This window comes from Salinibacillus aidingensis (genome assembly GCF_039522525.1).
GTDB lineage: Bacteria > Bacillota > Bacilli > Bacillales > Alkalibacillaceae > Salinibacillus > Salinibacillus aidingensis.
In genome coordinates, this window is the sequence record NZ_BAAADO010000008.1 from 1 (window position 1) to 25310 (window position 25310).

Annotated in this window: 26 protein-coding genes; 13 read left to right on the plus strand and 13 right to left on the minus strand. The window is 37.6% G+C overall.

Annotation, left to right across the window (positions count from 1 at the left end; all coding sequences use genetic code 11):
- Nucleotides 1-58 precede the first annotated feature (58 nt).
- Both ABD006_RS15920 and ABD006_RS15925 read right to left on the minus strand, forming a co-directional pair.
- Nucleotides 59-580 carry a hypothetical protein gene (locus ABD006_RS15920; RefSeq protein ID WP_343843174.1) on the minus strand — a complete coding sequence of 174 codons (522 nt, stop codon included), beginning with the start codon at nt 578-580 and terminating at the stop codon, nt 59-61.
- A gap of 45 nt (nt 581-625) precedes the next feature.
- Nucleotides 626-1303, minus strand: coding sequence for a hypothetical protein (locus tag ABD006_RS15925; protein ID WP_343843176.1), 678 nt, complete (start codon nt 1301-1303; stop codon nt 626-628).
- Nucleotides 1304-1412: 109 nt separating this feature from the next.
- On the opposite strand from ABD006_RS15925, the gene ABD006_RS15930 reads away from it, so the two are divergent.
- Entirely contained in the window at nt 1413-1964 is a 552-nt protein-coding gene (locus ABD006_RS15930) for a GNAT family N-acetyltransferase (RefSeq protein WP_343843177.1), read from the plus strand.
- Nucleotides 1965-2565: 601 nt separating this feature from the next.
- Here ABD006_RS15930 and ABD006_RS15935 read toward each other — a convergent pair.
- Nucleotides 2566-3417 (minus strand): effector binding domain-containing protein, encoded by an 852-nt coding sequence (locus ABD006_RS15935; RefSeq protein ID WP_343843180.1) that lies wholly within the window; start codon nt 3415-3417, stop codon nt 2566-2568.
- A gap of 290 nt (nt 3418-3707) precedes the next feature.
- Here ABD006_RS15935 and ABD006_RS15940 point away from each other — a divergent pair, with 290 nt between their 5' ends.
- Both ABD006_RS15940 and ABD006_RS15945 read left to right on the plus strand, forming a co-directional pair.
- Nucleotides 3708-3929, plus strand: coding sequence for a VOC family protein (locus ABD006_RS15940; RefSeq protein WP_343843183.1), 222 nt, complete (start codon nt 3708-3710; stop codon nt 3927-3929).
- A 140-nt stretch (nt 3930-4069) separates the two neighbouring features.
- Entirely contained in the window at nt 4070-5071 is a 1002-nt protein-coding gene (locus tag ABD006_RS15945; RefSeq protein ID WP_343843185.1) for a DUF3231 family protein, read from the plus strand.
- Nucleotides 5072-5345: 274 nt separating this feature from the next.
- On the opposite strand, the gene ABD006_RS15950 is transcribed toward ABD006_RS15945, so the two are convergent.
- Nucleotides 5346-5654 carry a helix-turn-helix domain-containing protein gene (locus tag ABD006_RS15950; RefSeq protein ID WP_343843188.1) on the minus strand — a complete coding sequence of 103 codons (309 nt, stop codon included), beginning with the start codon at nt 5652-5654 and terminating at the stop codon, nt 5346-5348.
- Between the two features lie 560 nt (nt 5655-6214).
- Here ABD006_RS15950 and ABD006_RS15955 point away from each other — a divergent pair.
- Complete coding sequence (locus tag ABD006_RS15955) at nt 6215-6799, plus strand: hypothetical protein (RefSeq protein ID WP_343843191.1); 585 nt, start codon at nt 6215-6217, stop codon at nt 6797-6799.
- A 353-nt stretch (nt 6800-7152) separates the two neighbouring features.
- Here the strand turns inward: ABD006_RS15955 and ABD006_RS15960 are convergent, their stop codons facing one another.
- Nucleotides 7153-8319: an MGDG synthase family glycosyltransferase gene (locus ABD006_RS15960; RefSeq protein ID WP_343843193.1), complete on the minus strand. Its 1167-nt coding sequence runs from the start codon at nt 8317-8319 to the stop codon at nt 7153-7155.
- Between the two features lie 469 nt (nt 8320-8788).
- Between ABD006_RS15960 and ABD006_RS15965 the strand changes: the two genes are divergently transcribed.
- The 3 genes from ABD006_RS15965 (at nt 8789) to ABD006_RS15975 (ending at nt 12987) form a co-directional block, all read left to right on the plus strand.
- Nucleotides 8789-10192 carry an MFS transporter gene (locus tag ABD006_RS15965; RefSeq protein ID WP_343843196.1) on the plus strand — a complete coding sequence of 468 codons (1404 nt, stop codon included), beginning with the start codon at nt 8789-8791 and terminating at the stop codon, nt 10190-10192.
- A 97-nt stretch (nt 10193-10289) separates the two neighbouring features.
- Entirely contained in the window at nt 10290-12161 is a 1872-nt protein-coding gene (locus tag ABD006_RS15970; RefSeq protein WP_343843198.1) for an LTA synthase family protein, read from the plus strand.
- A gap of 76 nt (nt 12162-12237) precedes the next feature.
- The gene (locus ABD006_RS15975) at nt 12238-12987 is read left to right on the plus strand and encodes an SDR family NAD(P)-dependent oxidoreductase (protein WP_343843200.1); all 750 of its coding nucleotides are present in this window, start codon (nt 12238-12240) and stop codon (nt 12985-12987) included.
- 86 nt (nt 12988-13073) lie between these two features.
- On the opposite strand, the gene ABD006_RS15980 is transcribed toward ABD006_RS15975, so the two are convergent.
- Nucleotides 13074-13283: a hypothetical protein gene (locus ABD006_RS15980; RefSeq protein WP_343843203.1), complete on the minus strand. Its 210-nt coding sequence runs from the start codon at nt 13281-13283 to the stop codon at nt 13074-13076.
- A gap of 307 nt (nt 13284-13590) precedes the next feature.
- Here ABD006_RS15980 and ABD006_RS15985 point away from each other — a divergent pair, with 307 nt between their 5' ends.
- Complete coding sequence (locus tag ABD006_RS15985) at nt 13591-14349, plus strand: hypothetical protein (RefSeq protein WP_343843206.1); 759 nt, start codon at nt 13591-13593, stop codon at nt 14347-14349.
- Nucleotides 14350-14532: 183 nt separating this feature from the next.
- On the opposite strand, the gene ABD006_RS15990 is transcribed toward ABD006_RS15985, so the two are convergent.
- Nucleotides 14533-15381, minus strand: coding sequence for a glycerophosphodiester phosphodiesterase (locus tag ABD006_RS15990; protein WP_343843208.1), 849 nt, complete (start codon nt 15379-15381; stop codon nt 14533-14535).
- Between the two features lie 336 nt (nt 15382-15717).
- Here ABD006_RS15990 and ABD006_RS15995 point away from each other — a divergent pair, with 336 nt between their 5' ends.
- Nucleotides 15718-16920, plus strand: a complete 1203-nt coding sequence (locus tag ABD006_RS15995; RefSeq protein ID WP_343843211.1) for an esterase-like activity of phytase family protein — start codon at nt 15718-15720, stop codon at nt 16918-16920.
- 28 nt (nt 16921-16948) lie between these two features.
- On the opposite strand, the gene ABD006_RS16000 is transcribed toward ABD006_RS15995, so the two are convergent.
- Nucleotides 16949-17839 carry a hypothetical protein gene (locus tag ABD006_RS16000; protein ID WP_343843213.1) on the minus strand — a complete coding sequence of 297 codons (891 nt, stop codon included), beginning with the start codon at nt 17837-17839 and terminating at the stop codon, nt 16949-16951.
- Between the two features lie 876 nt (nt 17840-18715).
- Between ABD006_RS16000 and ABD006_RS16005 the strand changes: the two genes are divergently transcribed.
- The 3 genes from ABD006_RS16005 (at nt 18716) to ABD006_RS16015 (ending at nt 20905) form a co-directional block, all read left to right on the plus strand.
- On the plus strand, nt 18716-19183 hold the full coding sequence (locus tag ABD006_RS16005) for a Dps family protein (RefSeq protein ID WP_343843215.1): 468 nt from the start codon (nt 18716-18718) through the stop codon (nt 19181-19183).
- Between the two features lie 335 nt (nt 19184-19518).
- Nucleotides 19519-20088: a GNAT family N-acetyltransferase gene (locus tag ABD006_RS16010; protein ID WP_343843218.1), complete on the plus strand. Its 570-nt coding sequence runs from the start codon at nt 19519-19521 to the stop codon at nt 20086-20088.
- A 214-nt stretch (nt 20089-20302) separates the two neighbouring features.
- On the plus strand, nt 20303-20905 hold the full coding sequence (locus ABD006_RS16015) for a DUF2268 domain-containing putative Zn-dependent protease (RefSeq protein WP_343843418.1): 603 nt from the start codon (nt 20303-20305) through the stop codon (nt 20903-20905).
- Between the two features lie 304 nt (nt 20906-21209).
- Here ABD006_RS16015 and ABD006_RS16020 read toward each other — a convergent pair whose 3' ends face one another.
- From ABD006_RS16020 to ABD006_RS16030, 3 genes are read right to left on the minus strand one after another with little or no spacing between them, the layout of a single operon-like run.
- Entirely contained in the window at nt 21210-21449 is a 240-nt protein-coding gene (locus ABD006_RS16020; RefSeq protein WP_343843221.1) for a hypothetical protein, read from the minus strand.
- 39 nt (nt 21450-21488) lie between these two features.
- Nucleotides 21489-21716, minus strand: a complete 228-nt coding sequence (locus ABD006_RS16025; protein WP_343843223.1) for a hypothetical protein — start codon at nt 21714-21716, stop codon at nt 21489-21491.
- A 42-nt stretch (nt 21717-21758) separates the two neighbouring features.
- Nucleotides 21759-22325 (minus strand): hypothetical protein, encoded by a 567-nt coding sequence (locus tag ABD006_RS16030; protein ID WP_343843225.1) that lies wholly within the window; start codon nt 22323-22325, stop codon nt 21759-21761.
- Nucleotides 22326-22730: 405 nt separating this feature from the next.
- Between ABD006_RS16030 and ABD006_RS16035 the strand changes: the two genes are divergently transcribed.
- The gene (locus ABD006_RS16035; RefSeq protein ID WP_343843228.1) at nt 22731-23090 is read left to right on the plus strand and encodes a hypothetical protein; all 360 of its coding nucleotides are present in this window, start codon (nt 22731-22733) and stop codon (nt 23088-23090) included.
- A 135-nt stretch (nt 23091-23225) separates the two neighbouring features.
- On the opposite strand, the gene ABD006_RS16040 is transcribed toward ABD006_RS16035, so the two are convergent.
- Both ABD006_RS16040 and ABD006_RS16045 read right to left on the minus strand, forming a co-directional pair.
- Complete coding sequence (locus ABD006_RS16040; RefSeq protein ID WP_343843230.1) at nt 23226-24242, minus strand: oxidoreductase; 1017 nt, start codon at nt 24240-24242, stop codon at nt 23226-23228.
- A gap of 151 nt (nt 24243-24393) precedes the next feature.
- Entirely contained in the window at nt 24394-25305 is a 912-nt protein-coding gene (locus ABD006_RS16045; RefSeq protein WP_343843233.1) for a PTS system mannose/fructose/sorbose family transporter subunit IID, read from the minus strand.
- Nucleotides 25306-25310 lie beyond the last annotated feature (5 nt).

Here is a 25310-nt window from a genome sequence, read left to right on the forward strand (position 1 = left end):
TTGAGAGGTTGGCAAGTGGTTTTTTATTTATATAACTCCCTTTTGGGAACTACATAAATTAACTGCCAAAGACTACATTTTTAGTTTGCCATAAACATCTAAAAAAGCATCTAACTTCTTGCCATGATAATATTAATGGTTCCTCCATTATTTTTTGTCCTTTAGCAAAAGTCCCTTTGTGTCTTTCTAATTGCTTTTGATCTAGAAATGAGTTATAACCAATTTTATTTTCAATCAATATAGAAACATTATTTGAAATTATTGCACCATCCGGTATTCCATATTCCTTAGGTACCCCTTTTCTTATTTCTTTATTTTCCGCAATTCCAACTACTACTCCGATTGTTGTAATTTTTGAAAGTGGCGAACTTACTTGGTAGCGATATTCATAATTATTTATTGAGTTTGTATCTATATCTAACATATTAATAAAGGAAGTCGTTAACTCATTAGAGGAGTGCTGTAATACATTTAAAAATGCCTTTGTTACATTATTTTCGATTTGAAGAATTTGTGTCTTTTTAGAACTGTTTTTAGTCTGCCCCCTATAGTAATGAAATATATTTTGGTAAATTGACATTCTGAGCCCTCCTTTGAATCTTTAATTACTAAAACAATATAAATATTAGACTTCACTATCAATCTTTTCGACAAAAAAAGATAACCATGCTAATCCAATTCCAAGATAGGTAACTAATGGTAATAATAATTCCTTTAATGATAATCCAACTAAGCCTGCTGTTATGGTGGCTATAATGGCTAAATATAAATTGATTCTTGCTTTGATTACTTTTGGAGGGATATTCTTTACAGAAATATGATACATAAAATAAAACACTAAAAATACAGCGGACGTTAAGAAAAATATGTTATAAAATAACTTACTAGAATCAAAATTAAAATTAAGCATTGCATTTACAAATGCAATACAAATGCCTACGATAAAAAAAGATGCAAAAAATGAATAAATTATTATTCCATATAAAAAAGACCAATGATTAAATCTATCAAACAGTTGTGCTGGAGTTTCTGTCTCTTGACGTATAAATCTTGGTGGCTTTAACCAATAAAATCTTAGACTTAAGATAAAAAGTATTGAAAACATTGTTATCATTAACAATCCCAAAAGTATATTATTTAGTATTTCACTGACTTCTTTTAAGTAATACAATAAGGCTCCTACTAAAATAATTAATCCAAAAAGTATATTACCGGCCTTTTGCATACCTAAAAAACCCGGACTCTCTAACCAATTTATTACTTTTATTGATTCTAAAAATAATTTTTTGAAATTTTCCTTCATAAAAATCTTCTCCAATGTATTTTTGTAATATTATGTATTTTTATAGTATCATAAAAAGAAGGAAACAACTTAAAAAAGCGAACGTATTTTCTTATAATAGGAGAATTGCATGTTAGAATTCTTAGAAGAACTATTCAAAACAAGTAAAATAACTCCTTTAAAAAAGAGTGGAAATTTAAAATATGAAGCCCAATATCAAAAACAATTAATAATTGATAATGGGTTTGAAGTTGTAAATGTCTTTGAAGATAACCAAAGTATAATAGTTTTATACAGACACTTCTACGAGGATACACCTAAAGAAGAAGAAACGAATATAATTCTCTCCCTAAGAGTAATTACTAAAAGCGGAGTAAAACATCCTGACCCAACTATTAAAGCATTTTTTAATGATATTTTTTCGGAAATTAATTTAGCAGATATCGATATCAAAGAACACATGTCAAATGAAGGTTATGGTTCAATACTCCTTAATAATTTAATTAAAATTGCGATAAAAAGAAATGTTTCAATGATATCTGGGTGGATATCTAGTGTAGATGAAGATCATATTGAACGCCTTTTATACTTTTATAAAAAACATGGATTTGAAGTAGTTTTAAAAGAAACTGGTAATAAAACTAATAACATAGGGGATTTAGTTTGGATTAATAATAATTAAATCATTACCGATTCATAATTTAATTTCATTTTGTTTGACAATCCCTTTTCCAATAAATTATAGAAAACAGGGATTGTCAAAATGAGATTACTATTAGAGTTTTAAGAGTATTTCTCTGTCTATAACAACCTCTACTCTCTGCTTTACCACTATTTGTGATACGGTTCACCCTCTCATAGATCAAATTCATCCACATCCCCCGCCCCGCTTCCTCGTTAACCACATCAAGTTGCCGGAGTATTTCATCTGCCTTTTTATCTTGTTCCTCCGTTGTAATGAAGGCATCTTTTGGAATGCATAGGTTTGTCCATTTGAGATTCCTGGTACCGAACTACCGGGGAATATCACTACAGTCTCAAATTAGTTTTTCTACTTTCCTCTCCTTTTTCCACCAGATCTTGATATACCTGAAAACGCCCCACCAACTACTTCATTTCTTGATTTGTCCCCATCACTATCCATTGAATTGTCATTTTCGTAACAATTGGTCCTCAAATTCTGTGTTTTTTCATATGTAATATAAAAAAAGGTAGTTCATTCAGGAGTACATGTTGATGTTTTGTACTCCTAAACGAACTACTTCCAAAACGATTATCTCTTATTATTTTACAGGAATCCAAATTTCAGAATACAGATCCGGATCGGCGGGATCTTCTTCTGAATACACTTCCAATTCTGGTGTACCCGCATGCTGGTAACCACTTGAAGGAAACCATTCTGAGAAAATTTTCTTCCACGCGTTCTGCATAGCATCTGGCATGGGACCATGAACTCCGAATACTGCCCATTTGGAAGAGGGTATATCCAAAATTGATAATCCATCAGGCGGGGACCCATCATAGGTGGTACCTATCCAATAGTCAATGGAATGGGAGCTTTTATCAACACACACTCCTAAAACTCCTTCAATGGCACCATCATTCAACCTGAACAATAACTCATCGGTTCCATCTGAATTTACCTTTTCCCACATTTCTGGAATCCCTTTATTATTTTCCTCATTGACCAATGAAAATTCCCTCTTCATTCCCGCGACTTTGAAACCTTCCCGCTCAACAATCTTATACTCCATAGGTTCTGCTCCTTTCAAATTCACCTGGATCACCAGGCGGTTATAGGATGTTAGCTTTCCGGAATTTTTTCTGGCATCACTGGGTGTCACACCATGCTGCCTGCGAAAGGCCTTCGTGAAAGCTTCGGGAGTGTCGTAGCCATATTTGTATGCGATGTCAATCACTTTAGCACTTGTTTCCATTAACTCATGGGCAGCTAAAGCTAGACGGCGGCGCCGAATATAGTCGCCTATAGATATATCAGTCAATATTGTAAAGGTACGCTGAAAGTGAAATACTGAAAAATTTGCCTGGCCAGCAATGCTTTCAATGGATAGATCATCCAGCAAATGTTCTTCAATAAAGTCAATCGCCGTCTGTATGGACTCAATCCACGTCATATCGCTCACTCCCTATTTAGATCGTAACAAGTCTTCATTTTTTGGTCCTGTCATTCTGTGCTTTCAGGTGACAGACGATTTAATTGAAATAAATCGTTCTTTCTGGCACTATGAATAGCTATTTTTGATTGTTGACTTATGCTAAGAATACAAGGGATTTTTGTGAAATATATTTAAATACTTAAGTCTTAAAAATCATAAAATACCTTCAAAAAATTCCAAACATTAAGTAATCTTATCTATATTATATACGTATGTAGGCTGCGAAATAAAGTAGGGAAGTGATTTAAATGTTTAATGTAGGTGGAGTAATTATTCCTGTCACAGATTTAAAAAAGTCAAAACTGTGGTACGAAGAAAACTTAGGTCTTACGAAAGTTGATGAATGGAATAATGACGAAGAACTTGGTGCAGGTTATTGCTTTAAGAGGTGCGATATTCCCCACATAAGACCTTACCATCCACAGAATATAATGTTCCATAGCAGTCGTACTCCCCGGGTAATTATATGATGGATATGTTGAAAAAATATTCAAAGGAAACAATCTAAACATTTATTCTCTCTTTACATAGTTACAAATTTATAAATCTCAAAGTTTAAGGAATACTAAAGACTACATAACATTGAATACACACTATGGAGGAATGCTACATGCCTGAAAAACCCGGACTTACTTCATCAGAACTTGGTACGCTATGGCTTACTTACCAGCAAAAAACAATGATTCTAAGGATGTTGGAATATTTCATAGAGAAAGCCGATGACGAAAAAGCAAAAAACATAATGGTTGACTTATACGATGAAATCGACCCATATGTAGAGAAAATAGCGGTAATTTTCCAAAATGAAGGAGCTGCAATACCAGTCGGTTTTACTTCCGAGGATGTCAACAAAGGGGTACCAAAACTTTACGACAATGGTTTCGATATTATGTTCGTTCGCTTGATAACGGAAATTAGTATGGGTCTGCACACACTAAATATAACCATGGCATCTAGGGAAGATATTGTCATGATTTTTAAAGATCTCACTGCTATTACGCAAAAATATTACAATGCTTGTACACAGTATTTGATTGAAAAAGGAATGCATGCCCGGCCGCCGTATGTTTCCATGCCCAAAAAGGTTGAGTTTATTACAGATACTTCTTATTTAAGAGGATGGCTTAATCCGTTTAGTAGAAAACGAACGATGAATACAGTAGAAGTTGCTAATATGTTCCATGCGATTGAAACAAATATTATGGGGCTAAAATTTATTACTGGTTTTGCGCAATGTGCAAATACTCCCGAAGTAAAAAAATACTTCACTAAAGGAGGGGAAATTGCCAAAAGCATCATTAAGGAACTTAACGAAGTCTTTCTCGAAGACGGTGTTCAAGCACCTGTTGTATCGGGTGGAAATCCAACACGTTCAACAGTGGCTCCGTTTTCTGATAAAATGATGATGTATTGTACAAGCCTTTTCTGCAGCTTTGCAATTGGAGGAAACTCTCTGGGAACTGCCTTTAGCTTACGAAATGATTTGGCGCCTAAAACTGCTGCTTTCATTAAAGATATCTTTGAATATGCCCATGAGGGAGCGAAAATTATGATTAGGAACGGTTGGATGGAAGAACAACCTCCAATGGAAGAGCGAGAAAAACTTATATAATAACTACTTCTAGCATACTATTGTATCAACTTATTAAAGAGCGCTTTATGAGGTTCGTTATGTATCTGAGGTTATAGTGAAAAATGGTGGTGGAGCCGGGAGACATCCTGGTTCCATTTTTTGATTGCTTGCGCTACTCTTTTACAGATAAATAAATCTAACGTTAAAAGTATAAAGGGACTGCAAGAGATTAACATCTTCGTTCTCCATCATGAAGAATTCTAGGGGTTACGAAGTTTGTATTTAATGCAATAACAATCACTCGTTTTCCCCCTTAATCTTCGTCTAATTCAACTTCCCAGTCGTCACCAAAATCTTCTCCAGGAAGTTCAGCTATTTCATCTTCTGTATCATCATGTTCCCTTTGTTTCTTAAGGTACTCAAACCCCTCTGACGGAATAAACCACTTTCCACGATTAGATAATTGTTTACCTGAGATCTTTCCTTCCTTTATCCAATTACGAACGGTTTCTGTTGATACGCCATAGTAATCCGCTACTGATTTTGTATCGATATGCCTCACTCCATTATCATCCGTTGTTTCCTCAGAAAGTCCAAAGACGACAATAAACAAAATAAACAAAAATGACCCTATAATTCGAATACGCTCTCGGATTATCCTCTCCTTTTCCTGAATGAATGGAACTGCGAATCAGCGTGAATTTCTGTAAGCCCTAATGGCAGATTTTAATTTTTTCATATAGGTCTTTTCTAGTTTCGCTTCAGAACTATGGGCTTGGTTTTTATATCAATTACTATTATTGTAACACTCCAATAAAAATAATTGTTCGTATATTCTGAATCCAGCTCCTTTTCAGAAAGATTAGGCTACCTGATCTTAATGGTTCAGTTATGGGAGAGAAAACAATAATCCTAAAACGAGTGCTAAACGATATGTTATTTTATACATCATTTACTTACTCGCTAATACTCGCTAATGAAGCAAGTGTATTTGGCATTTAATATATGTAGGTTTTGGCCGTATGAATATTAGATTTTATGTATAATTAAGATATGTAGTTATTGGATGATGCGGTATTTTTATTCAACATACCTTTAGATAGCTTGTTCAACTAAAGGGCAGGAAAGTGGAACAAGAATTTAGTTTTTAATATTAATATAAAAAGTGAGGAGGGATTATTGATGAAAAGGCTAATAAGTATATCTCTTATTGCTGTCTTATCAGTAGTATTGATTTATTGGGTTGTTTTTTCAGATTTTGAAATTGGAAAATATGATAATTTTCAAGAAGCAATTGAAAAAGGTATTCCTTATAAAGTTAATGATATCATCCACACTGAACAATATGATCATGTAACCATTGTTATGTACACGACAGACCCTAACAAAGAAGACTTTCCTTTTGCAAATTACGAAGCACTTGCATTAGCCTTCTTTAAAGGAAGTGATGAAGAAGGTTGGTCAAACATTGGTCATCATGGATGGACACATTACGAGAATGATAATATGACGGTGTATATGGAACCTCTGCGTGAATATGATAATAAAGGGAATGAACTGCATGAATTTTATGTGGTGTTTGGTAAAGTAAATAATCCCGAAATTGTAGAAGTAGAGACCAAAACAAAGGAAGAAGAGTCATTTGAAGAAGCTGAAATTATTAAACATCAAGGTAAAAGTAAACGTTATTATTTCAAAATAGGTAGTGAAAGTATTGTCAGAGGATTATCAGAAAGTGGAGATGTAATAGACAGGCAAGGTGGATAAAATGGCGGATTGTGAAATTATGTACTTAAACATCAAAAAAGAAATAGTAGCTTATATTGTGTTTTTAACTTGGATTGGATGCTAGTAACAAATCGTATCGATAGTTCTATTGGCTATGTCCTTTATCTACTATTAGGAATGCTTTCTCTTATTGCAGAAAGGAATGGAGAACAAAAATATCATCGTGGGAAAGTAAAAAATGAATTACATAAAATGAAAACTTTAAATATGAAATAGGATTATTGTGAATATATGAGTTTTTCCTATCTATGGCCTGCATCACCCACCAACACCACGAAAGCACCCGATACCTCAAATGGCCTTTTGAAGTATCGGGTACACAATAACTAAGCTTACACCAGCGCTTCCTCCAACTGGTGGCTTTTTCGATCATCACTGATAAGAAAGGTTAAAATATCCTCTGCAGCATGTTCGTTAATGAATGCTTTTTGCGCTTGTTTGATTTTGTTTAATTTTTCGTGGTCATTAGCTAATAGGTCACCAATCACTGGTTTGATATCCTCTGTGTCTTTACAAATGACGCCCAGGTTGGCACGCTCGGCAAACGATGGGTTGTCTGCTTCCTGTCCTGGTAAAGCGCCTGTAATCACTAAGGGGGTGTTGGCCGCAACGGCTTCGTGCATCACATTCGGGCTGCCTCTTGTAAAGGCAATGTCAGCATCCAGCATCAATTCGTGGATGGCATGGACGAACCCGTAGATTTGCACTTTATCTCCATATCTGCCTTTCAGTGAATGTTCCAGCTTGGCTTTTAATTTTTCATTTCTACCCGCTACAATTTTTACCTGACAATCAAAGTTTTCCAGCAGGTTCCTGGCAATCGTGTCCATATTGCCGACACCTTCTCCTCCACTCATAATCAAACAGGTCAGCGAAGATTTAGCATTGGTTTTTTCTACAGCAGACTGCGGATCTGAATGATTGGTATCCGAATGCTCTGAATCCGGGAAAAACTTAGATCGCACAGGGAAGCCAAGTACTTTAATTTTTTCTTCATCAACCCCGAACTCCATACATTTTTCCTTTGCTTCATTCGTAGGGCTTAGAATAAATTCCGCTCTTGGGTCTGCCCATAAAGGATAAATATTCACCAGGTCCGCGATCAATGTATAGAAAGGGATGTGAATGTTGTGTTTTTCCAGGATATTTATAATCGACCCGTTAAAATTCGGATGAACAGATAAGATGATATCTGGCTTGACCTTCTCTATTAATGCTAAAAAGTTTTTTTCAACCAGGCGCTCTATTAGTGTATTAACGAAGGATGCCTTCACTGCAGATACATTCCAAATGAGCTTCCACAAATCCTCTGACGTTCTTGTGATAGGCCCATAGGATTTACCTACACCTGTCAGCAGCTTTCCTCCCAGCGAGAAGCCATCAACGACTTCAACCGCTACCTCATCATGTCTATCAATTTTTTCGCAGATTGCTTCTGTAATACTCTTATGTCCATGTCCAGTATGGTCAGAAGAGATAATAAGCATTTTTTTCTGCATACGATCCAGCCTTTCTTGAGCAAATAAGCTCAAATCAATCACTCTATTATAAAACTTAAACTTGAAAAAATATATCGGTCTTAAAAATCCTCATAATCCGTTAAAAAGGTTAAAAAATATTCCTGTCTTTCTTATAAGCTAACGTTATTGTAGTACGATACACACCTCGTTACAAGGCTTAATAGATTCTCTGTTTATCCATACTCCTGCTTCCAAGGCCCTCAAAGCCATGAGCCTCATACGTTTTCTGCCCCTTTTCTCTATCCATAAGTTTCCTGGGTTTTACACTATTTTAACACTATTAGTAAAATAATGGATGTGACAAACGTCTTTATTCATTGTTTAAATGAATATAAGATCAAAGCCATCCTGTGCTAAAATAATAGAGTTGGTTACTTGATAAAGTGAAACTTCCATCAGTATGGGGTTTTACAGCCAGTTCATGCATGATAAACAAAGGAGCTTCCACGTGAAACGTTCGAACTTCCATATGTACTATACCATATTTGTATTTATTGCACTTGCTGCATTTGAACATATTATTATTGGGCTGTTTCCGCCGCTGTTCCCTTATATTTCAGAGGATTTATCGCTGGGAGAAGGCAGTCTGGGCTTCATATCCGGGATGAATATCCTGGTCACCGCAATTTCTTCCATCTATTGGGGCTATTTATCCGGAAAATATAATCGGAAACGACTGATTATGATCGGGACGCTCCTCTGGGTAGGGTCGATTTTTTTAACCGCGACCAGCCATAGTTTTGTAGAATTACTATTCTATCAGATTTTAACCGGGATTGGCCTGGGTTGTATGGCGTCTATCGGGTTCAGTGTGCTTACCGATTACATTCCTTATCGTAAGCGGGGGCTGCTGTTAAGTTTATGGGGAATGGCTCAGGGACTTGGAGGAATTGCAGGTTCCATGATGGCGTCTTTAACAGCTACCAGTACAAGCTGGCGGTGGCCCTTTGAAATCATTGGGCTGATTGGCCTGGTTCTTATCTTTTTATATGTTTTCATTACGGAGCCAAACCGCGGGGCCGCCGATCCGGAATTGAAAAATATGGAACCCAGCAATCAGACCTATGATTACGTCATTGAACTTAAGCATTTAAAAGCGATTCTGCTAAAAGGCAGTAATGTTTATCTGTACATCCAGGCGCTGTTTATGAACATAGCAACAGGAAGTCTGATTTGGATTCCTACTTTGTATACGTATAAAATGATTCAGCAGGGCTATGCGATGGATACAGCCGTCATCGCTTCCGGGTTTTTATATGCGATTTTTCAGGTGGGTGGCATGGCATCCGTATACCTTGGTCATCTTGGCGATCGGGTCCAGCGAAAAAGCTTTAAGGGTAGGGCTCATTTAACTGCATTATTTGTCATCTTTACGCTCCCGCTCTATGTATGCTTTTTCGCCATCCCTATGAATGGACTGTCCCTGCCTGATGGGGGCAGCTCCATCGCTATTTTGTTCAGTCTTATTCAGCAGATCTTTTTCAATCCATGGGTGGCCTTACTGTTTGTATTATCCTTTATCGCCTCTGCTTTTCAGTCGGCAAACACACCGAATTGGCTGGCGCTTATTACGGATGTGAATCTGCCGGAACACAGAGGAACCGCCTTTAGTGTGGCGAACCTTTTTAACAGTATTGGACGAACCCTTGGGAATGTAGGGGTAGGGATTATTCTTGGCATGGTTGGCACCCATTTTGACCAGCCCTATAACTACATTATGACTCTATCGATCCTGCAGCTGTTTCTCATTCCGTCCGCCATTTGTTATTGGAAAATGGCGAAGAATAACGTTACGGATATCAGGCATGTGAAAAGTACGTTAACTTCACGCGGGAAAAAGGATACACCTTAAGATAGAAAAATTTGAAACTAAATGTCTATGAAAATCGTCATTTATTCGTGACACTTTTTCGGGATTATAAGATAAATAGACTGCGGGGGAACATTGCATGAAGACAAAACAATTCCACTTACCATTATATATGATAGCCAGTATTCTTTTCGGGTTAAAAACACTCCTTGTATATATGTTCATTTTTGATATGTCGATTGATAATCTGATGCAGGCCATCCTGTTTTTCCTTAATCCATTCATTTCTGCGTTTGCATTTTTCGGATTAAGCATCTGGTTTAAAGGCAAATATCAGAAGCTTTTTATTTGTATCGGAGCGTTTATAGGAACCATTATTGTTTGGGCAAATACAATGTTCTACCGGGACTTTACGGATTTTATTACCATTCCCGTGATGTTTCAGGCCAATAATGCAGGGGATGTCACGAATAGCATTTCCACGCTTTTCCACTGGACAGATCCTTTATTATTTATCGATGTGATTACGCTCGTCTTCCTCAGCTTTAAACAGGCGACAACCAGCTATATTCGCAGGAAAAAGCTATCCATTTTAAGCTTATCAGCCGTCATGGTCCTTGCCAATTTGCTGCTTGCGGAAGTGGCCCGCCCGCACTTATATACCAATGTTTATGATCGGGAGGATATTGTGAAGAACATTGGTCTCTTTAACTATCACCTGTATGATATCGGTTTACAATCCATGACAACCTCCCAAAAGGTTTTTGCCGATGGATCGAAACTGAATGAAATCAAGGATTATGTGAATGAACACGTGAAAAGCAAAGAAAAGTCCGATTTATTCGGGATTGCAGAAGATAAAAACCTTATTTTTGTTTCATTGGAATCGGTGCAAAGCTTTGTAATTGGCAACAAGGTTAATGGCGAAGAGATCACACCCTTTTTGAATGATTTAACGGAAAACAGCTATTACTTTGAGAATTTTTATCATCAGGTAGCCCAGGGCAAAACGTCAGATTCGGAATTCCTGGTGGGAAACTCGTTATATCCTTTACCGGGCGGGGCTGTATTCTTTGTTCGTGGACAGAATGAATATCATGCTATGCCGGAGAGGTTAGCTGAACAAGGCTATTCTTCTGCTGTGTTTCATGCCAATGATAAAAGCTTCTGGAACCGGAACATCATGTATGACTCAATGGGATATCAGAAGTTTTTTGATGAGACCGCTTATGAAATCACCAAGGAAAATTCAGTTGGCTGGGGATTAAAAGATCAATCATTCTTTACACAATCCATGAAATACTTAGAGGACCTGCCTCAGCCGTTTTATTCGAAGTTTATTACACTAACCAACCATCATCCTTATGGATTAGGGGAAGAGGATACATCCATTGAAGCTTTTGATTCTGAATCAGAAACGGTCAACCAATATTTCCAGACTGTACGCTATACGGACGAAGCCATACAGCAATTCTTTAAACAGTTAAAACAAGCCGGGCTCTACGAAAACTCAGTTATTGTCTTAATGGGCGATCACTATGGAATCAGTGAATATGAGTATGATGCACTTGGCCAATATTTTGGAGAAGAAATTGATGCCTATGACGATATACAATTACAGCGCGTTCCCTTCTTTATTCACATCCCGGGCCAAGAAGGAAAGGTGATGTCTAAAATTTCTGGGCAAATCGATGTCAAACCTACCCTTTTACATTTACTTGGCGTCGACACAACCCATGACATCGGCTTTGGAACCGATCTATTCACAAAGCAAAGAAAAGACTTTATCGCCTTCAGAGATGGAAGCTTTGTCAGTGATAAATACGTTTATACTGAAGAAACCTGCTATGAACGAGGCACCGGCCGCATCCTGGCAGAAGATACAAATAGCAGCAACCCTTCTGTATGCGAACCTGTAAAAGATCAAGTTCAAAAAGAGCTCGATTACTCGGATGATATTGTTTATGGAGATTTATTTCGATTTTATGATTTGAATGACAAAAGTGAATGATTTCCCTTACGAAACATAAAACTACTATAATGAAAATGAAGGAAATCTTTATAAAAACATCCAGGAGGTCCTATTCATGAGCAAAGTAGCAATCATTACAGGCGCAGGCAGTGGCTTAGGACAGGCTACCGCACTTCGATTAGCAGAAGAAGGAGTAAACATCGCAGTCGTTGATGTGAATGAAGAAGGTGGAAATGAAACCGTCGAGATGGTGAAAAAAGCCGGAGCAGATGCGCTGTTTGTAAAAGCTGACGTTTCCAAGCCTGAAGAAGTAAAAAATTATGTAGATCAGACCGTTGAGAAGTTTGGTACAATCGATTATTTCTTCAACAATGCAGGAATTTCCGGAAGCGGCCAGTTCTATCTGGACACAGACATCAGTGAAATCGAAAAAATTGTGGGCATTAACTTATTAGGCGCGCTTTACGGCGTTCGCTACGTTGCTGAGGTGATGGTGAAAAACGGCGGTGGTGCAATCGTCAATACATCTTCAAGTGCTGGGGTAACCGGACAGGATTCCGTAGTGACCTATTCCGCTACCAAGCATGGCATTGTCGGTTTAACCAAGAGTATGGTGGCTGAATATGCTAAGGATGGCCTTCGCGTAAATGCCATCGCACCAGGCCCAACCGAAACCCCAATGGTCAAAGAGTTCTATGAAGCCAACCCTGAAATGAAGGAAAACGCAACCGGCGGCATCCCGCAGAAACGTCTGGGTACACCAGAGGAAGTGGCCGAGCTCGTGACCTTCCTGTTAACATCCAAAGCACAGTACGTGAACGGTGAAGTGATTCGGATTGATGGCGGGTTTACGAATACGAAATAAAATAGCAAATACACTAATCAAAAGGAACCGGGGCTATCCCGGTTCTTTTTATGGATGAAGAGAATCAGAGGATCGTCTGGGGCATTTTACTTACTTCTTTTTATATTAAAATCTGATAAAAATGATAACGTTACCCCAACACCTAATAGAACCAAGTACGTTATTTCCAAAAACTCCGGTTCATTATTTATGAATACATCGAACACTAAAAGGGACAAGCCAATAACATTCAGACAAATACTAATATATTTTACAACTTCCCATTTTTTCACATACCCCTCATTAGTTCGAGACAATCTGCCTCACCCCTTTTCGCCTTAAGAAATACCTTATCCCCAATACAAATCATCTTTTCACTATCCCTCTTTGACACTTATCTTAACACAGAACAACCTGCCTTTCTCTTTTCGATATACCAAAAAGGCAATCATCCATCTGAAATACCGGGTACTTATTCCATCTGGTTATGGTAAAATCTATCTATGCGTACATAGGTCTTAAGCAGGGAAGGAGCATATACGGAGCCACGAACGGCTAAATCGAATATACAAACCACACCACCAAACCATCCAGAGAATACATAGGAAAAGGGGAAAAACAGCAATGATTAAGCAAATGTTTGGAAGTATGGCTATTTTATTTTTCATTTTTCTGGGGGCTTTTTTTATTTTCAATGAGGAACCAGAGGAAGAAACTGTAGAAGAGGAAAAAGAGCCTGAAGAGGTAAAACTGGAATTAAATTTACTGGAGAGGGTCGATAACTTGTGGGGAGAAGGCACGGTTGATGGTCATACGGCATTAGTATTCCGAAACGATCATAACTTCCCTGTTTACATAGACGGTATGGCTGCGGATTATTTCGACACAGATGGACATCAATTTGATTCAGATTCTTTCAGGTTCGTTCCTAAAATCGTTCAGCCTGGTGAAAAGGTATACGCTGTAAATAGTCCGATATTTGGGGATCTGCAGTTTGCCGAAGACTTCGGTGAATCCATCATAAATGTCCGTCTATCAGAAAAGAAGGATTACATGGATTATGTCACCTTGGAATTAAAGGATATTACGTTTAGAAAACATCTATACGAATCAGGAAATAATGGTTCCATCTACATAAGTGGTGTGTTAAAGAACAATGAAGATGAAAATGTTGATGGCGACAAAATAAGTGTGGTCGGTTTGTATTACGATGATTCAGGGAAACTAATAGGTGGTTTCAACACGCTCTTACACCAATCAGCTACACGGTTACATAAAGGCGAAGAAATGACATTTAAATATGAGCACCTAATGTTGAACAGAGAATTGGTCAATCGTATTCATAGCATTGAGATTAAAGCCGGGTGTTCAGCTTGTAATTAAGGTTACATCCATGTCGGTGCCAGGTACATAATTACTATATGCCTGGTACGTGGATAAACCTTTTTTCTCCTGTTCCCTTCAGCATCTTCGTAATAATTAGTTTCTTCAAAATGATTAATCCCTGCAGATTTTTTCAGATTGGAACAAGGGGGGGCGAGATGCCCCATCCTTGTTTTTTGATAATTATTTTTGTCCGGGAAAGTCATATACATACTCTGGAAAATCTGTGATGATGCCGTCTACTCCCGCTTCAAACAATTGATCTGCATGTTCCTGTTCTCTTACAGTATAAGCGTAAATATCCATTCCTGCCTGGTGTACGCGCTCGACTAAATTTTTGTCTACAAAATTCCGGTTTGGATTAAAGTAATCTGCGTAGGCTGCAAATTCCTGAAGCTGTTCATCAGTTACATCAGCCCAGCTCATACCTGCAAGTACACCGTGAGGAATATTCGGCAGCAGCTGCTTTGACGTTTGAACTGAGTCATGGTTAAAGGATTGAATAATAATTTTATTGTTGTCCGGTCGATGCATATTGCGCTCCATCAGCACATTCGCAACTTTTTCCTCTATTCCCGGGTATAACCCTGGAGACTTCAATTCGATTAACAGGCCGACTTTTCCCCGATAAGTATCCACGATTTCCTCAAAGGTTGGAATCTGCTCACCTGCAAACTCTTCACTAAACCAGCTCCCTGCATCCAATTGCTGAATTTCCTCCAATGTAAAATCTCCAACAAATCCTGTTCCATCAGTTGTGCGGTCGACTGTCGTATCATGAATAGCAATCAGTTCACCATCCTTGGTCATTTGCACATCGATCTCAATATAATCCGCCTTCATTTCCAAAGCTTTTTCAAATGCAGCCATCGTATTTTCCGGTGCATGACCAGATGCACCTCTGTGGGCAACATTGACAACCTGCTGCTGCTCTTGTACAGCAGGTTCTCCCCCCTCTGCTGCAAAGGCTGGAATTGTAAACAGGGACATAAGTAAAACAGACATAACCATGATAGACAGAATCCTTTTCATCAACAACATCTCCCCTCTCGATTTAACGTACCTGATACATAATTGGACAATGTTCATCCTGTGTACCAGGTACCTTTACTATAATAAATGTCTATTAAAATGAGATTAATTTCAGAATAAAAAATGGTAAAAAAAACCAGGTACATAGCAGCAATACAATAGTCCCCTAAACTATTAATCTAAAACACTGGCAGAAAAATCCCATACTTTCTTCATATTGAGGCGTTCACAGCATTTCTTTACACTATCTATAAAGCTAGTTTATATAAAATTCAAACAACTTTGCTAAATTGAGATGTGAACCATTTTCTACACATTTAGAAAGGAGATCGAAAAATGAGGAAATTGGAAAAGCTCCTATTAACAGGGATTGCTGCGGTTTGCTTATCTGGATTTTCAACGGAGGCTGCCAAGGTACCAGGCCATCCCGGGATGGAAAAGGCGAATCCCGCGGCCAAAAAGGATTCTTCTCGTTCCATTGAAGACGTAAGATTCATAGGTTCAGAAATATTACCAAACGAGTTTACTTATAAGGATACGGTTGCTGGTGGTTTTTCAGGTGTTACCTATAACCCTAAAAACCATAAATGGCTGCTGCTATCGGATGACAGATCAGACTTAAATCCTGCCCGCTTTTACAGCGCTAAACTCAATTACAATGCACGCGATTTTCAAAACGTCCAGCTTACCGACGTGACCTATCTTAAACAGCCGGACGGAACGCTATACCCAAACAGAGACCAATACCTTTCTGGAGCGGATGGCGTCATACCGGATCCGGAATCCATTCGTTTTGATCCGGAAGAAGGACATATCTGGTATACAAGTGAGGGAGACCGCAGCCTGGGATTCAATCCATATATCCATCAGGCGGCATTAGATGGACGTTATCTCTCAGAAACTCCTGTTAACGAGACGATAAAAATGAACAACCAGACTAATAAAGGTTTCCAAAACAATTTAGCATTAGAAGCTTCTACTTTCTCTGCTGACGGGCAGACATACTGGACAGCCATGGAGGGCCCGCTTATTCAGGATGACACACTGCCAACCCCTGATTCTGGTGCACTGTCGCGAATGACACAGTACGACCGGGACGGAAACCTCTTAGCTGAATACGCCTATCCGATTGATGCCATCCCTGAAGCTCCTGGTGAGGGTATGCATGCAGATAATGGCGTGACCGAGATCCTCTCGATCAATGAGCATGAATTTTTGGTCCTTGAACGTTCAAGTGTCCAGGATGATAACGGAGACTACAGCAATTACGTGCGGATTTATAAAGTCGACATCAGCGGAGCGACAGATATCAAAACGATGGAGTCTATTAAAGAAAAGAACCTGATTCCAGCGAAAAAGGAACTTATCGTTGATGTGAATACCCTTGATTTAAATAAAGTCGATAATATAGAAGGCATGACCTGGGGAAAACAACTCCCTAATGGCCATGACAGTCTGGTACTGGTCTCAGATAATAACTTCAATGATACCCAAATAACACAATTTATTGCTCTTGAAGTAATTCCGGAAGATGAATAGCTTTTTTTATGTACCAGGTATCTTAAGACTATTTTCCACTTGAGGTACCTGGTGCATTTATAATATCGGTTAAACCCAGATCCTCAAAAGTGTAAAATTCAAACCTTATGTTTACATCGGCAGCCTCTGGTTTTAAACTTTTCACTCTACTTACAAAGCTTTCCTTTATATTTCCAACAAATATATAACGAAGCTCCAAGTTTTGGCTCAATTGACCGGAATATTGGCTTATGAAGTTGGCTGTCCGTTCAATCTCTTTATTCAAATCTTCAACAGGGAAGGATCCTCTTCTCATCACCTTGATCTCCAGGAATAAGGTGGTCTTTTTTCCCAGATTCATCATTCCATCAAATTTGGCTTCCTGACTTGTTCCAGGTAACTTTACATATCGATTGATGATTGCCCCATATTTATTTTCCAGAAATGTAAAGGTACATCCCTCAACGATGAACTGAAATTGTACAGGATTTAGATTTGATTTCATAAAAGAAGAAGTATCGGCATCTTCAACTACCCCATTTCCATTCTCTTTCATCGCTTGATTCTCTTCCATGATTTCATGATTTATGGAGGCTTCTATTTCTTTTTGTGACTTCTTCTCTACAAAATGCTGAAAATAGGCATCACTGTTTCTAATAATGGCTGCAATGTTCTGTAGGAATTCAAGCTTCGCCACTAAGGTGGCTAGTACTAGAATGGCTAAAAAATAACTTGTGGGATGGTCCGCAAACAGACTGACTCCGAGGACGGCCAGCATTCCTATGATTTTAAGGACTTCGCGTCTTAACAATGATGTCCAGATAAAAATGGCTACAAACACAATCGCCAGCACTATTGAAATAACCGCCATACTCTCTCTGAAATGACCGACTATCCAATCCAAGGGCAGCAGCTCCTTTAATAGAATGACTTCAATCATAGAGTACCATATTTTGTCATGGACATTCGTCGGCTATATTTCCTGCTTTTCATGGTGAACTCACTTATTTTTATGCGAAAAAAGGCTTATACACTTACTGGAATGAGCGTCATGAAATAATATAAACTATCATCAATCAGAATGATATAGAAGAATTCCTTTTATCAATCTTCGTACATTCCCACTTCTATTTTTTATAAAAAGGGACTTACGACTGTCATGACACTGTTCCATCCACTGACACTTAGAAAAATGGGGTAAATGTATGTTGACGATATATCTGGTCCGTCATGGGGAAACGCATTCGAACAAGGCCAAATTTAATCGCCCACCTCTTCCCTTTCTCCTTAAAACTGATACAAAAAAACACCCGGCACGCCAAAAAGACACTTATCTTGGTTACCTTATTTAAGCTGATCCATCAATAATTAAATCCACGTCTGGTTAGACTGATGAAGGACATTTTATTTGCTAACCTGCTGAATTATGTCCTTCATTATATGTGTGAAAGTCCTTTGACCTGGAATTTTAACGCCTTACGTCCTTCATCCAGCTTATGACGGACAATTATATTTTCTCGTCACTTCCTTCTGGCCTTCATTAACCCCATTCCAACTAAAATGAAAGACATTAAATAAATTCCCTGCCAATCGTTTAAACTACTGAAGAAAAGCACTTGCCTGGCTGATGTTATTTTTACCACACTCAGTATGATTATCCCTTAAGATGTTCATCGGATTATACCCCCTACACAAGCAAGTATGAATTTCATACAAGCAAATCATTTGCAGATTGCTTCGTATCCAGATTATAATAATTATAAATTAATAATTATTATATTTTATAACCAGAGAAGTTTTGAGGAGGTAAAACATTATGACAAACACAGATGTAAAGGAAGTCTTGAACAAACTGGTAGCTACACAAGGATTATTCTACACACGTCTCCATCAGTTCCATTGGTATATAAAAGGGCAGCATTTCTTCTCCCTTCATGAAAAATTTGAAGAGCTGTATAACAGTGTATCGGAAAGCATGGATGAAGTAGCCGAACGTCTGCTGGCTATTGGCGGGCAACCTTACTCCACACTGGGGGAATTCATAGAACATTCCGTTATAGAAGAACGTGCGGAAGATAAAAATCTATCTGAATCGGAAATGGTCCAGGCCGTTATAAATGACTTTAAAACCTTACGCGATTTCTTATCTGATGGAATTAAGGTAACAGAAGAAAACGGAGATGACGTTTCCAATGACATGCTGATTGCCATGAAAGGTGATATTGAGAAAAATACCTGGATGTTGCAGGCCTTTCTCGGGAATGACGCTGTGGATAAAAAATAAATCACAACAAGGTTGGGTAAGTGTCCAACCTTGTTTTTTTGCCTGAGCCAGTCCATATTCCGGGGATGAAGGACAATTTGTGTGACTGGCATCAATTTTAATTTTGGCCATTAAGCACCCATTCATAAAAAAATATACCCGGTACCTTCACGCAAAAAAAGGTTAATCCTTTTTTGTGTTGAAGTTATTATAGTTACAGGGCATATAAGTATAATGATATGGTATTTATATTACATACATATAGAAAGGTGTGATGTCTTATGGCATATAAACTAAATCAAGATAACAAAGTAGGTTTTGTCTTTTGAAAAAGTTAATGCAGAGGAGATGTCACATTGAAATTGACAGAAGAAACATTTGAGATTGTTTCAGAAACAGAAAGATTAGTCATTAGACCTTTAAGGAAAGATGATTATAAAAATTGGCTAAATGAATTTGAAAACCGGTTTCCATCCCAACATCGACACGATAAAGGGAAAATAGACATGAGTCAATGCACACAGGAATGGTTTCATAATCTGGTAGATAAACATCAAGATTTATCACTTAAAGATATTGCTAACGTGTTTGGTGTATTTAGAAAAGAAGACGGAACACATCTAGGTATGGTTGATTTTTCAACATTAGCAAGAGATGACTTCCAATGGGGAAGGATAGGTTATTCCATCCATAATCAATATTGGAGAAAAGGTTATGGGAAAGAAGCTGTTAAAGAAGCTCTTAATATTGCTTTTAATCATTTGAATTTCCATCGTATAGAAGCCCATATCAATATAGATAATTCTGCTTCATACAATCTGGCATCGAGTGTAGGGATGAAATATGAGTTTACAAGAAGAGGTTTTATTTTTGAATTTGGAGGATGGACAGATAATTTAATTTATTATAAAAACTCTATTGGCTGATCCATTCAACCGAAAAGGCGATTGTTCACTAAGAACAGTCGCTTTTTCACTAAAGGACAGTAGTGTAATGAGATTGGATACTTATGTATGGATTTTGTCTTTCTTAATCATTATATCAATTCTTTCCAATCCCATTACTGGAAGGTGATTAAAATGAAAAAATTATGTTGTTTCTTTATGTTAATAAAATTATAACAAAATCAATAACCTAATCATTGATGCTTTAAAAAAATCAACTGATGAACTTCCCTCCAGAGAAAATAAAGTAGTATACATACTCCCTGCCAATCCAGATGATGCAGCTACTATGAAATGGATGAAAGGTGTTTCAGGAATAGCGTGGAACAAAGACTTTATTCTCATTCAAATTGCTCCACCTTTTTTTGATGAGAATAGTTTAAAGAATACTGTTGCTCATGAATATCATCATTCTGTTTTCTTTGAAAATAATGATAATAGTAGCAGCTTAACATTGTTGGAGGAGGTTATGTTGGAAGGTAGAGCGGACACGTTTGCGCGACTTATGTATCCATCAACCGAGACACCTTGGAGCGATTTTTCATCGCAACATTTAGAGGAAACAACTTGGAAAGCTTTTAGAGAGAATTTAAACTCTACCGATGCTTCAATAAAAGATGATTTTTTCTACGGTAATTCGAGTAGGGGAATTCCAGATAGGTCCAGTTATAAAATAGGTAACAAAATTATGGATCGCTTTATTCAAAAAAATCCAGATGTATCTATTGCTGAGTGGACTGAAATGTCAGCAGATGAAATACTTAATAAAAGTAAGTTTGAGGAATTGAACAATGGTTAACAGACGTGTTGTAAATATGAATGAACCGTGTACTTCTTCAGCCTTTTTGATTTTCCCAGACAAAATCCGGGCCTATGTTTTTGTCCCTTTCATGAAAGAAAATCGTTAAATAATATTCGTGGAAAAGGCTAGGGACTGCAAGGGATGTCTTTGATGCCGTGTTATTTTTACTTTTAGAGTGCAAACTGGATTACTGGTCAGGTACGAATGTCATCGCACTACTTGTCTATCGCAACAAAGCAGTAAAATAGAGGTTGTAAATATATTGGAAAGTCATCGGCAGCCGTCGATGACTTCTAAGTAATTAACCGACCATTTTCATTGTAATCCCAGCAGTCAGAACAAGAGCAAAAGCAATATAGATATATCCGCCTTTCTCTTGTCTGTCCCTGAGTTTTTCGACTCCTCCGAGTAAAGACATCACAGCCAGAAAGGAAAAGAGGATATACGCAGGCCATTCAATTTTTTCAATAAAAAAATGATAAACAGCCATACCAATCCCTAAAATGGCAATCCCAATGTTTAGTTTTCTAATAATTTTCAAAGCAAGCTTCCTCCCTCTATATATTTATTATTTTAATTGTTACTTTTTTTTAGATAGATCATAGAGCAAAATTTTCTTTACATAGAACGATAGTCCAATAAGCAAAATGATAAGCCCAACGATGAATGTAATTAATGGAATATAATTACTGTCTTCACTAGCTGGGTAAAAATCTGGTAAACCAATCATAAGAATTTTTCCGATGCCAGATAAAGCAATAATTATTAGTCCAGAGCATGTAAATATTGCTGCAGTTAATTTATCCAATTACAACCCCACCTCTGAGTTATCCATTGATCTTTGATACTGTTATCCGTTTATTGAAGAAGCTTTATTCAATTCCTTTTCAACCAACTTGAAAACAGAAGAATAGATTCCCTGAACGTTGTCTCGTTGTATTTCGTTGTTTTTCACTGGATAGGAAAATTTCCAGCCCTGATAGCCTTCATCTGCTCCTTCATACAAAAATCCTGATATGTAGTTTTGTGTGTCGTTAATTTTTTTAGCTGCTTCTTTTTCTTTATAGGAAACAGGATTTTCAAGGTCCTGAAACGGTATAGTATTCGCCTTTGACGCTATAAAAAAGGAAGGAGCCCGCTTCTTCTTAAACATTTCTACATACTTCTGGTGTGAAGCATCAGAAAAATGCTCTTCCCTAATGAATACTGCATCATACTTGTCAGGATGTGAACGATATAATTCCTCTAGTGATAAGGTTTTAAAAATAATCTGTTCCTCCCTGACTTCAGGTGTTTCCCCAACAACCGCAATCTTTAAGGGTATCCCTTCATATGGCTCTTCAGCTACTTCATTTGACTGACAGGCACCCAAAAATACTAAGGTTCCTATCATGACAATTTTAAACCACTTAATCATAAAAACACCTTCCCTAATCGTTTCTGCACATGCTTGTGTAACAGGAGGCAGATTTGAGGGACTGCCTCATTTATAAGATGTTATTTTTCATCTTCTGCTACTGTTATTTAATCCTTTTTTGTTCCAATAGCTCAATGATTAGTCACGCTTTCTCTACTGTGGAATAATTTACCTTATATTCTAACATATATATCTAAATTTATAAGATTCATTTACTCCTGAACGCCTGACAAATACTTCCTGCATACCATCACAGCAGCCCATTATCCACCGTAATACAATTGAAATCAAACTGTATAATCCATACGGCCATTTTCATGATATCTTTGTACAAGTACACCTCGTACCAGTTAGTCATCATATCGTTATTCGTTGATTATAAATCTAAAATGTGGAGGCTATTTTATGGGCGTACATCAGGAAAATAAAAAAGAGGCACACGAGGTCAGAAGTCCATTAAAAAGTGAAATGATAGAGTATACGCAACTATTAGAAGAAATGAAGATAAAAATAAGTGACTTACCCAGATCCTCACCCAAAAATGCTGATACACGGCAAGAGGCAATATATATGGCAAAGATGATTTCTGAGAATAAAAATCTCTCAACCTTTGTAAATGAAAAGAAGAAGCTGACACGAAAGGAACTTAAACAATTTCCCGTTGAACACCATAAATTGCTGAAGAAATATAAAACGTATATTATGGCCTGGTGGATTATTTACGCCAAGGATTTTACCCACATCAAAAGTTATATAAACCTCTAACGAAGACAATACATACAAACACAGTATTGTCTTCGTTTTTATATGGGTGTTTTACCCTTCATCATCTACCAGTGCAAAAAATACCCGGCACCACAATAGGACGATTGTCCATTGGAGGTACCGGGTACATAAGGATTACTTTAAGTTTTTAACTCCTGTTTCCAGCATTTCAATCAGGAGAATGGTCTGTTCATCTGTAATGGTTTTATCTTTTCCGTTTACGATAGCTTCATATAAATCATCATATACTCTGCCATAGTCACCATTTACGGATTTTACTTTTTCTTCGTGGATAGTTTCCTCTTCATCCATATACGTCAGTACACCATAATGATTTAAGGTATCTACACCAAAGTCCTTGTTATCAGGCATATAAAACATCTTCAAATGTTCTTCCTGACGATCGACGGTTTCTTTTATAAAAGAACCCTTCTTCCCATGAACGACGAAGCTTGGTCTTTGTTTAAGTCTGAAATAACTGGATTTTACAGATACTTTAAGCTTCCCATAATACAAATCCAAGTCGAAATAGTCATTCATTCTTCCTTCACCTAATAATTGCCTTACATCGTAATGTACATGGTCCGGCTTGCCAAAATAGCTGATGACCTGGTCTAATGTATGACAGGCATGCTCATATAAAAAGGACCTGACAGGATCAAAGGAATGAACAGACTCAGGTACTTCCGGACGAAAATAATCAAAGTGCATTTCCACTTCCAATAAGTCCCCTAATTTTCCTTCTTCAATCACCTTTTGGACGGTTAAAAAGTCACTATCAAAACGTCTATTTTGATAGCCCTGAACAATTAATCCTTTCTCTTTTGCCAAAGCAAATATTTCTTTTGCCTCTTCTGATGTTTCCATAAAAGGCTTTTCAACCAGACAGTTTTTGTTATGTTCCAGTACTAATTTTGCGTATTCATAATGACTGTCAAGCTTGGTGCAAATGACGATGAGTTGAATGTCCTTGTCATTTAATAATTCATCCAAATCTGACGTGTACTTTACTCCTTCAATTGGATCCCAGCGATCATGATCAGGGTTTCGCCGGTAAATGGTTTTCACGTTTATGTTCTCTCTTTGCTGGACGAATGGCAAATGATATCGATTTGTACTTTTTCCATTTCCAATATAACCGATTGTTAGCATGGCAGCCTCCTTATATATATGTAGTCTGTTTGATTGAATGATAAGAAAAGCACCTCCTTAGTTGATTGGCTTTATGATACAAGGAGGCGCTTCTCTATTTGTTTACCTTAATTGTCTATCTTTTAAAAAAGCTGTGATAATGTTCTATTTATTACATAATGCCTAGTACGTGGAAGACAACACCTAATACGAACAAGCCTAGAATCATAGCAATTGGAGACACTTTCTTCCGTAGTAACCACATACAGAGAAGGGTTAATGCCAATCCGCCTAAACCAGGAATTAAGCTATCCAGGTTGTCCTGTAAAGTAGTTACATTCGTATCCGTTAATGACCGGCCGTTGTCATACTGCTGCAGTGCCGTTTTCACTCCTTCTGTCCCGGCAGGTAAGCTGCTCCAATCAATATAGGCACCTTCATTTAACTCAACCTCTGATACAGTTGGCGTGAACGTGACAGACACCCAGCGGTTAACTAAGGCCCCGAGTATGAACATACCGAGCAATGACGCTCCCTTAGTAATATCTTTAAGCATTCCGCCGGATAAGTCTTCTGTAATTTTAGAACCAGCTTTATAACCAAGTTCCTGTGAATACCACATGAAGCCCATACGAATAAGGTTCCATAATACGAAATAAAGAATAGGTCCAAGGATGTTTCCGCTCATAGCAAGAGAAGCCGCTAATGCACCGAGGATTGGTTTAAGGGTAAACCAGAACATTGGGTCCCCGATACCTGCTAATGGCCCCATCATACCGACTTTTACCCCTTGAATAGCCGTGTTGTCAACCGGAGCACCATTTGCACGTTCTTCTTCAAGAGCTAACGTTACACCTAAAACAGGTGAAGCTACATATGGATGTGTATTAAAGAACTCTAAGTGACGTTGAAGGGCGGCAGAGCGATCTTCCTTTGTTTTATATAATCTTTTGATCGCAGGGATCATTGAGAATGCCCAGCCACCGTTTTGCATACGTTCATAGTTCCAGGAACCTTGAATGAACGTTGAACGCCACCAAATAGAAATACGATCTCTTTTTGTTAATTTCATTTCTTGATCCATTTTAT